General features: G+C 55.9%; 8 protein-coding genes and 1 pseudogene. 6 read left to right on the top strand and 3 right to left on the bottom strand.

Going from position 1 to position 7,663, the window contains the following annotated elements; translation table 11 throughout:
• From GOX61_RS02780 to GOX61_RS02755, 6 genes and pseudogenes are all read left to right on the top strand, one after another.
• The coding region (locus GOX61_RS02780; RefSeq protein WP_170331070.1) for an FG-GAP repeat domain-containing protein at positions 1–825 on the top strand (825 nt) is incomplete at its 5' end.
• Positions 826–887: 62 nt separating this feature from the next.
• Positions 888–1,064, top strand: a pseudogene (locus tag GOX61_RS02775) (IS5/IS1182 family transposase); the annotation flags it as partial.
• Between the two features lie 584 nt (positions 1,065–1,648).
• The gene (gene dusA / locus GOX61_RS02770; RefSeq protein ID WP_254436735.1) at positions 1,649–2,611 is read left to right on the top strand and encodes a tRNA dihydrouridine(20/20a) synthase DusA; all 963 of its coding nucleotides are present in this window, start codon (positions 1,649–1,651) and stop codon (positions 2,609–2,611) included.
• 28 nt (positions 2,612–2,639) lie between these two features.
• Positions 2,640–3,464 carry a sulfite exporter TauE/SafE family protein gene (locus GOX61_RS02765; protein ID WP_155151294.1) on the top strand — a complete coding sequence of 275 codons (825 nt, stop codon included), beginning with the start codon at positions 2,640–2,642 and terminating at the stop codon, positions 3,462–3,464.
• Complete coding sequence (locus GOX61_RS02760) at positions 3,458–4,243, top strand: hypothetical protein (RefSeq protein WP_170331107.1); 786 nt, start codon at positions 3,458–3,460, stop codon at positions 4,241–4,243. The genes GOX61_RS02765 and GOX61_RS02760 overlap by 7 nt, the downstream gene beginning before the upstream one ends.
• 36 nt (positions 4,244–4,279) lie before the next feature.
• Positions 4,280–5,008, top strand: a complete 729-nt coding sequence (locus GOX61_RS02755; protein ID WP_155151288.1) for an STAS/SEC14 domain-containing protein — start codon at positions 4,280–4,282, stop codon at positions 5,006–5,008.
• 612 nt (positions 5,009–5,620) lie between these two features.
• Here GOX61_RS02755 and GOX61_RS02750 read toward each other — a convergent pair.
• From GOX61_RS02750 to ccmI, 3 genes are read right to left on the bottom strand one after another with little or no spacing between them, the layout of a single operon-like run.
• Positions 5,621–5,854 (bottom strand): DUF1289 domain-containing protein, encoded by a 234-nt coding sequence (locus tag GOX61_RS02750; RefSeq protein ID WP_155151285.1) that lies wholly within the window; start codon positions 5,852–5,854, stop codon positions 5,621–5,623.
• Between the two features lie 17 nt (positions 5,855–5,871).
• Positions 5,872–6,336 (bottom strand): Holliday junction resolvase RuvX, encoded by a 465-nt coding sequence (gene ruvX, locus GOX61_RS02745; protein WP_155151282.1) that lies wholly within the window; start codon positions 6,334–6,336, stop codon positions 5,872–5,874.
• Positions 6,333–7,556: a c-type cytochrome biogenesis protein CcmI gene (ccmI, locus tag GOX61_RS02740; protein WP_170331066.1), complete on the bottom strand. Its 1,224-nt coding sequence runs from the start codon at positions 7,554–7,556 to the stop codon at positions 6,333–6,335. The genes ruvX and ccmI overlap by 4 nt, the downstream gene beginning before the upstream one ends.
• Positions 7,557–7,663: the final 107 nt, after the last annotated feature.

The raw sequence follows: 7,663 nt of genomic DNA, 5'->3' as shown, positions 1-7,663 counted from the left end.
TTCAGTTCACCGAAAATCTGGGTGAATAGCTATGGGATTGGAGCCGGCGGTTGGGAAGTCGGCAAACACCCCCGGATGATGGCTGACGTGAACGGTGACGGCAAAGATGACGTCATCGGGTTTGGTACCGGCGGCGTGTACGTATCCCTTTCCGATGGATCGAAGTTCAGCCCTCCAAGGTACTGGGTTAGGAGTTACGCGATTGGAGCTGGAGGTTGGGAAATCGGCAAACACCCCCGGATGATGGCCGACGTAAACGGCGACGGTAAAGATGATATCGTAGGTTTTGGTACCGGTGGTGTTTATGTATCCCTTTCCGATGGATCTAAGTTCAGTTCACCGAAAATCTGGGTGAATAGCTATGGGATTGGAGCCGGCGGTTGGGAAGTCGGCAAGCACCCTCGGATGATGGCTGACGTGAACGGTGACGGCAAAGATGACGTCATCGGGTTTGGTACCGGCGGCGTGTACGTATCCCTTTCCGATGGATCGAAGTTCAGCCCTCCAAGGTACTGGGTTAGGAGTTACGCGATTGAAGCTGGAGGTTGGGAAATCGGCAAGCACCCCCGGATGATGGCCGACGTAAACGGCGACGGCAGCGCTGATATCGTGGGCTTCGGGACGGGCGGCGTTTATGTTTCCCAAAGAGTTCTGGGAAACGCAGCGTACAGCCATCCTGTTTTTTGGGTAGAAAGCTACGGAACCGGCGCTGGTGGTTGGGAAGTCGGCAAGCATCCGCGAATGATGGCCGATGTAAACGGTGACGGTAAAGACGATATCGTAGGTTTCGGTACAGGTGGGGTGTATGTTAGCCTTGCCCCTTAGGCTCAGGACCCATTGAAAAACGTTCATTGGCATGATTCACCGCTGCAAGAATGGTGGTGAACATGTCTGATCTGTTCTGGTTGACCGACGCACAGATGTCGCGACTTGAGCCTTTCTTTCTGAAGTCTCACGGAAAGCCTCGTGTCGATGGCCGGCGCTTTCTGAGTGGGATGATCTTCATCAATTGCAATGGCTTAAGCTGGCTTGATGCACCTGCCGCCCATTGCTCGCTCAAGACCCATACATGCCAAAGCGCAAGCGCGGACATAACAAAGTAGCCTATCTTGTTCTGATGGAATATCTGGGCGACAAAGCCAAGGCCGCTTGACAGGTAGCGCAACACACAATAGCCCTTAAAACAGCACACATTTGGGGAAACCTGAAGGCTGCCCTAGGGCGTTGTGCCCTTACAAATAAGGATTAATGGACGCTAGTTCGATTGTACTAGAGGCTTCTCGACCGCACCAACTGATCCAGAAGTGTGACCATGGATTAGTTGTCGGCTCAAATCCCAGACCTTGAAGGGCTTCGGACCATCGCAATTGGTTTGGAGGCGACTGAAACCAAACAGAGCTGTTATTGATTGATCACACGGCACAGTCCCGTTCCACTTCCCTTTTGATGGGCATATATGCGAGACAGACAATCGTACTGTTGTTTCGCTGGTAATCAGCGACTTGCTTCCTGCAGTGCAACGAGTACTTCGGGACGACAGCAAAGTGAAAAACCACACCATCCTGCGGATAGCGCGCCAGAGTTGAAGATGACAAATCCTGACGTAAAAACAAATCTTTGGCGGAGTGCGCGATTGAGCGTCGCACCCATGATGGACTGGACGGATAGACATTGTCGCTATCTGCATAGGCTGCTTAGTTCGGAAACGTTGCTTTATACCGAGATGGTCACCGCTCCGGCGTTGGTCCGGGGTGGGGCGCTGCATTTGCTGGAGTATCATCCTCAGGAGCATCCGGTTGCGCTGCAACTGGGGGGCTCGGACCCGCAGGAACTGGCGCAGGCGGCCAGGATGGGGGCTGATGCGGGGTATGATGAGATAAACCTGAACTGTGGTTGTCCTTCGGACCGGGTGCAATCCGGGACTTTTGGTGCCGTGCTCATGAAAGATCCGGGGCGAGTGGCCGAGTGTGTCGAGGCTATGCGCCAAGCAGTCGATGTCGAAGTCACCGTCAAATGCCGGATCGGGGTGGATGAGCAGGAGCCGGAAGAGGTCTTGCCAGAATTCCTCGAACGAATTCAGGCGGCTGGGTGCCAAAGGGTGACGATTCATGCGCGCAAAGCTTGGCTACAGGGACTAAGCCCAAAAGAAAACCGAGACATTCCACCACTCGACTACGGTCTGGTACACCGGATGAAGTCTGCGTTTCCTGATCTTCATGTTTCGATCAATGGAGGCATCACCTCATTACAACAGGCGCGCGAACATTTGGAAGCGGGACTCGACGGTGTCATGATTGGCCGTGCGGCTTATCATCAACCGACCGATATCCTTTCTGAGGCTGATCCGTTGATTTTCCAGACCGGGCAGGCTGCTGATCCGATTGAAGTTGTCGGAAAAATGGTGCCCTATATCGAACAACACCTTGCCGACGGTGGACGGTTGCACCAGATCACCCGGCATATGTTGGGCCTGTTTGCGGGCCGTCCCGGCGCACGTGCATGGCGCAGAATGTTGTCTGAGGGTGCGGTTCGGGATCATGCAGGACCAGAGGTTTTGTTGCAGGCGCTTGATCGCGTGATGCCGCAGGAACAGGTGCAAAGAGCAGTTTGATACGGCCCTGAGCCGGTATGGGGGGATGATGCCCGAGACGATGTTGCTGGCCCAGATGCTGGGCCTTTTGCTTGCAATCGGGGCTTTGGCCGGTGTTCTGGCCGGATTGCTTGGCGTTGGCGGTGGTATTGTTCTGGTTCCAGCCTTTTTTTATGCCTTCCAGACGCTGGGATATGGCGGGCCGCAGTTGATGCAGATGTGTCTGGCGACTTCGCTGGCGACAATCATCGTGACGTCGGTCAGGTCGGTGATGGGCCACAACAAAAAGGGTGCGGTCGACTGGGATATACTGCGCAGTTGGGGTCCGGGAATTGTGATCGGGGCGATTTTTGGGGTTCTGGTTGCATCAGCGCTGCATACCGAAATGCTTCAGGCCTTGTTTGGCATATTGGGAATGGTGATCGGGGCTTATCTGGGGCTTGGTCGCTCAGAATGGCGATTGGGTGATGCTATGCCCAAAGGTCTTCGGCGCGCTGCGCTGTCCCCTTCGGTTGGTTTTCTCTCTGTTCTGATGGGGATCGGCGGAGGTAGCTTCGGTGTGCCCCTGATGAGTCTGTATAACACCCCGATCCACCGCGCGGTCGCCACGGCCGCTGGTTTTGGCGTGATTATCGCAGTCCCTTCGGTTCTGGGTTTCCTGTTTCTTGATATCGCTCCTGAACATCGTCCACCGTTGACAATCGGAGCCGTGAACCTGATCGCGTTTGGCATCGTGGTAGCGATGACAATGATAACCGCCCCGTGGGGCGTTAAGTTGGCACATGCGATGGATCCCAAACCGCTCAAGCGGGTTTTTGCGGTGTTCCTGACGCTGGTGGCTTTGAACATGTTGCGAAAGGCGCTGGGCTGGTGAACGAGTTTCTCGAAAAGGGTTGGATCAAGTTCCCCCATGACCCAGTACTGTCAAAATGGGTGGAGCAGGTTCTGCCTTCGGCAAAAACATCGGTGTCTGATCCTGCACATGCTGAGTGGCATGATTGCGAGGGTACCTGGTTCATCGGGGTCGATGCATTGGATAATGACGCTAGGGGCAGGGTGGCGGGCTCTGCTGCTTTGTCCGGGAGTGCGATTGAGTTTGTGGAAAGTCATTATGGACGACTTGATCTGCACAAAGGGCAGGTCTCGATCATCTATCCGGGTTATCCGCGACCAAGACGAGGAGAGGGTGAAGCTGCTGCGCGCTATCGAGCCAATCGGGATGCAGCCCATGTAGATGGGCTAAAACCCATGGGGCCGAACAGGCGACGTCAGGTGGATGAGCCGCACGCCTGGATATTAGGCATCCCGTTAAGTGAGGCCAGTGCCGATGCCTCTCCCATGGCTTTGTGGGAAGGCAGTCATAAGATCATGGGGGCGGCTTTCAAACGTGCAGTCGCCGGAGTACCCGCTGCGCTGTTGGCGCGCACAGACGTAACTGAAATCTATCAGTCGGCGCGACGTGAGGTTTTTGATACCTGCCCTAGGATCGAACTTCCGGCCAAGCCGGGCGAGGCCTATCTGCTGCACCGCCATTGTCTGCACGGCGTCGCACCTTGGGGAGAAAATGCAAGCGCAGGACCGGATGGACGGATGATTGCCTATTTTCGGCCCGAGTTCACTGGTGGTGTGGCGGAATGGATCGAATCCCCGTAACGTCCTGTCATTCTTAGGATTTGGAGGGTTTGTTCAATGATTACGGTCCACACGAATTCCGATGGCGCGCTGATCGAAGTTGAGCTGTCGGGGGAAGTGACAAGCGCAGATTATGCCACCACACTGGTTCCGGCCATTGAGGCGGCGCTAGCCGAACACGACTCGGTTCGTCTGTTGGCGATCGTGTCACCCGAGTTCAAGGGATACGATCTGGGTGCCGCCTGGTCGGACACTAAGCTGGGCCTCAGCCATTGGCGCGGCTTTGACCGGATCGCGGTGGTGGCAGATCAGGGGTGGGTGCAAACCAGTATTCGACTGGCGGCACCGATTTTGCCATGTCCCGTGCATGTGTTTGAAATGACCGAAGTCGAGACCGCCCGGCGCTGGATTCGTGAATCCCTTGGCGCGATCCATGTCATTGATCTGGGTGGCCCCTGTGTTCAGGTCAGCCTTATGGGAAAGCTTGACCCGGAAGAGTACAAGCAGGCCGAACGTGATCTGGATGACAAACTGCGCGATCGCGACGGGTTTAGGCTGTTGATTGATTTGCGTGAGTTTGACGGCTGGCAGGGTCTGACAGCGATGGCGGCGCACTTCCGGTTGGCGCGCGGACACATCGGGCTACTCGACCGGGCGGCTATTGTCGGAGACAAAGCGTGGCAACACATGGCGCAGCGTTTGGCAAGCCACGTATTGGGCACGCGGACACAGTATTTCCCCTCAGATGAATATGAGAATGCCAAATCCTGGTTGGCTGCAGGATAGGTGTGCTGGCGGAGGAATCGGATTCCTCCGCCACATATTGTTGTGCTGCGCAGGCATGGGTATGCTCAAACGGTTTGGTGTCAGACCTCGTGCGAACAGCTGAAACTACGCCTTTGAGATATTAAACGCTCGGTGACGTTGCGTCGTAAACGCGGTCGGGTGCCAATGTAGTTGCGAATAAATGTTGAGTTTCGAATGGTTTTTTATCATTCGGTAAAAAAATGATGTAGATTACCCGGATTTCCCCCTAATCCCTGCATCCATTTTTTGTATTGGCACCGCGTCGCTGCGGGTCTCCACTCACTCACTTGAAGTCCTCGAGCTCTCCCCCTCGGAGTTCGGATCGGATCCGCAGCGGCACAGGTATCACAGGTATTGGAACACCCAGATGCGATTGCTCGAAAGATTGAAGTACAAATTTCTGATCAAAGACGTGAGCACCCCTGTTCCACTCGGAGTGCAAAAAACACTGCAGCGGGCCACTGAGAAGCCAGCGACCAATCGCTCGGAGATTTCAAAGATCTTCCAAGCCGAGTTGGAAAACCCAGCAGCAGGCAACCCAGAGAGGGAATAACTAAGGTGCCGACGTTTCGTGCAATTCGGGGGGGCGGTTTAACTGCGCTCCAATCGCGCTGCACGGCCACCGCGACGTTTTGCCAGTCTGGGCTTGCGTTCGGGCAGATCCTGCATGATTTCGGCGCGTTCGTTGCTGTCCATTTTCGACCATCGTGTGATTTCATCAATGGTGCGATAGCAGCCGGTGCAGATGCGTTCGGTCGGATGAACGACACAGATCTGGACACAAGGGCTTTCAACCTCGTTCCTTTTCCAAACCATATTAGTCATCAGAGGTCTCCGACCCGTTACAGAAAGCGCAGCCTGTCCAAGGCTCCCTGCAGGATATAACCTGCCGCGACATGATCGATAACCTGTCCGCGACGTTTTCGTGTCGTATCCGCCTCAAGCAGTGCCTTTTCTGCCGCAACCGTGCTGAGCCGTTCATCCCAGAAACCGATGGGCAATTCGGTCAGACGAGACAGATTTCGCGCAAAAGCACGTGTGGACTGACAGCGGGGGCCCTCGGTTCCATCCATGTTTTTGGGCAAGCCAAGCAGGATCCCTCCAATCTCGCGATCAGTGACGATTTCCATAAGGCGGGCAGAATCCAGCGTAAATTTCTTACGCCGAACTGTTTCCAGTGGACTGGCGACACCACGCATACGGTCTGAGACGGCAACGCCAATGGTCTTTTCACCGAGATCCAGGCCCATCAGCGCCGTCATCGGCTGCAGGTCGGCAGCAAAATCTTCGAATGCATCGTGAATCATTGGGCAATCCCGGCCTGTTGTGCAGCGGCAGCTATCATCTGCAGCGCGTTGTCGTTTCCTGCGAAAACGCTTAGCGCTTCATCCCGAATTCCGATTGCGCGTTCTTTATCACCGAGCACACCAAGTGCAGCAATCAGACGCGCCCATTCTTCAGGCGCCCCACCTTCGGTCGCAAGCTGATCGGACAGCTGATTGACCATACCTCTGATCATGTCCTGACGTTCTTCGGCTGTCAGTTCTGACGCGGCCTCCATGTCTTCCTGGGTTGGGCCAGGTGAAGCGACAGGTAGTTGAGGTGGATTGAAGACGCCAGCGCGGAAGGCGAGATCGCCCATTTGCGACCGGATCGCATCGGCCCAAGGCGCCCCGGCGGGGGCAGATCGCAAGGTATCCAACCAGACGCGATAAGCAATATCGGGGCGTCCTGTCTGGGCCAGCATCTGTCCCCAGTAGTATCGGGCAGGGCCAAGGTCGGGGCTACGCTCAAGCGCCTGACGCAAGGCTTCCTCGGCCTCGGGCGAAACATATCCGCCTGCTGCAAGAATCATCATTTCTGCCAGGTTTGAATAGGCCTCAGCTGACGCCTCGGGGCCGGACAATTCTACCACCCGACGTTGGGCTTCGTATCCAGCCTTGAAGTTGCCTGCGTTGGTCTCGTGCTGTGCCAGCAGGATATGCCCCTGCAGGTCATCGGGGCGCTGGGCAACCGTGTCGCGCAGTTTTTGCAAGAGTTGCGCATAGCTCTCCTCCAGCTTGGGGGGCTGAACCGGCGTCGTCTGCTCTTCGGCAGCGGCCTGGCTTGGGCGGTTCACGCGCAGTTCCTCGGCCAATTCCAACCGTTCCGAGAGCGGCATATCGGGAAAACCTGCTGCGCCGATACGATGATACATAAACCAAGCGCCACCAATCAGAACAAGTGCAACTGCGATCACAGCAACTGCGGACGTCACGCTGGATGGGCCAGCCTGAGCCTTCTCACCCCGCATCTGTGCATCAGCGGCCAGAATGCGGCGCGAAATCTCGGTCCGGACACGTTCTGCATCTGCCTGCCCGATTACGCCGCGCGCCAGATCGCGGTCCACGCCTGCCAGTTGTTCGCGATAAACGCGCAGGTCATAGGCCGCAGTCGGCTCATCGCTGCGACGTCCCCGAAGCATCGTGTAACCCAAAAATGCTGCGATCAGCAGCGCGGCCAGAATAGTCAGGACCGTGAATGGCATATTATCTCCGAATTCGTTGCCCTGACTTAGACCTGTGAGCACCTCAAAAAAAGGGACAAATGGCCGCGAATGGTGCACATGTCGCAATAGCACTATATTGCGGCGTT

The sequence above is a fragment of the Ruegeria arenilitoris genome (assembly GCF_013030265.1).
Taxonomy (GTDB): Bacteria; Pseudomonadota; Alphaproteobacteria; order Rhodobacterales; family Rhodobacteraceae; genus Ruegeria; species Ruegeria arenilitoris_E.
The sequence above is the reverse complement of the archived record's forward strand: the minus strand, read 5'-3'. Positions and strand labels throughout refer to the sequence as shown.

What these genes read in the sequence shown, in the direction of transcription:
- GOX61_RS02750 (WP_155151285.1), bottom strand. Translation starts at nt 5,854, where the DNA reads ATGACTAATATGGTTTGGAAAAGGAACGAGGTTGAAAGCCCTTGTGTC.
- dusA (WP_254436735.1), top strand. Translation starts at nt 1,649, where the DNA reads ATGATGGACTGGACGGATAGACATTGTCGCTATCTGCATAGGCTGCTT.
- GOX61_RS02755 (WP_155151288.1), top strand. Translation starts at nt 4,280, where the DNA reads ATGATTACGGTCCACACGAATTCCGATGGCGCGCTGATCGAAGTTGAG.
- ccmI (WP_170331066.1), bottom strand. Translation starts at nt 7,556, where the DNA reads ATGCCATTCACGGTCCTGACTATTCTGGCCGCGCTGCTGATCGCAGCA.
- ruvX (WP_155151282.1), bottom strand. Translation starts at nt 6,336, where the DNA reads ATGATTCACGATGCATTCGAAGATTTTGCTGCCGACCTGCAGCCGATG.
- GOX61_RS02765 (WP_155151294.1), top strand. Translation starts at nt 2,640, where the DNA reads ATGCCCGAGACGATGTTGCTGGCCCAGATGCTGGGCCTTTTGCTTGCA.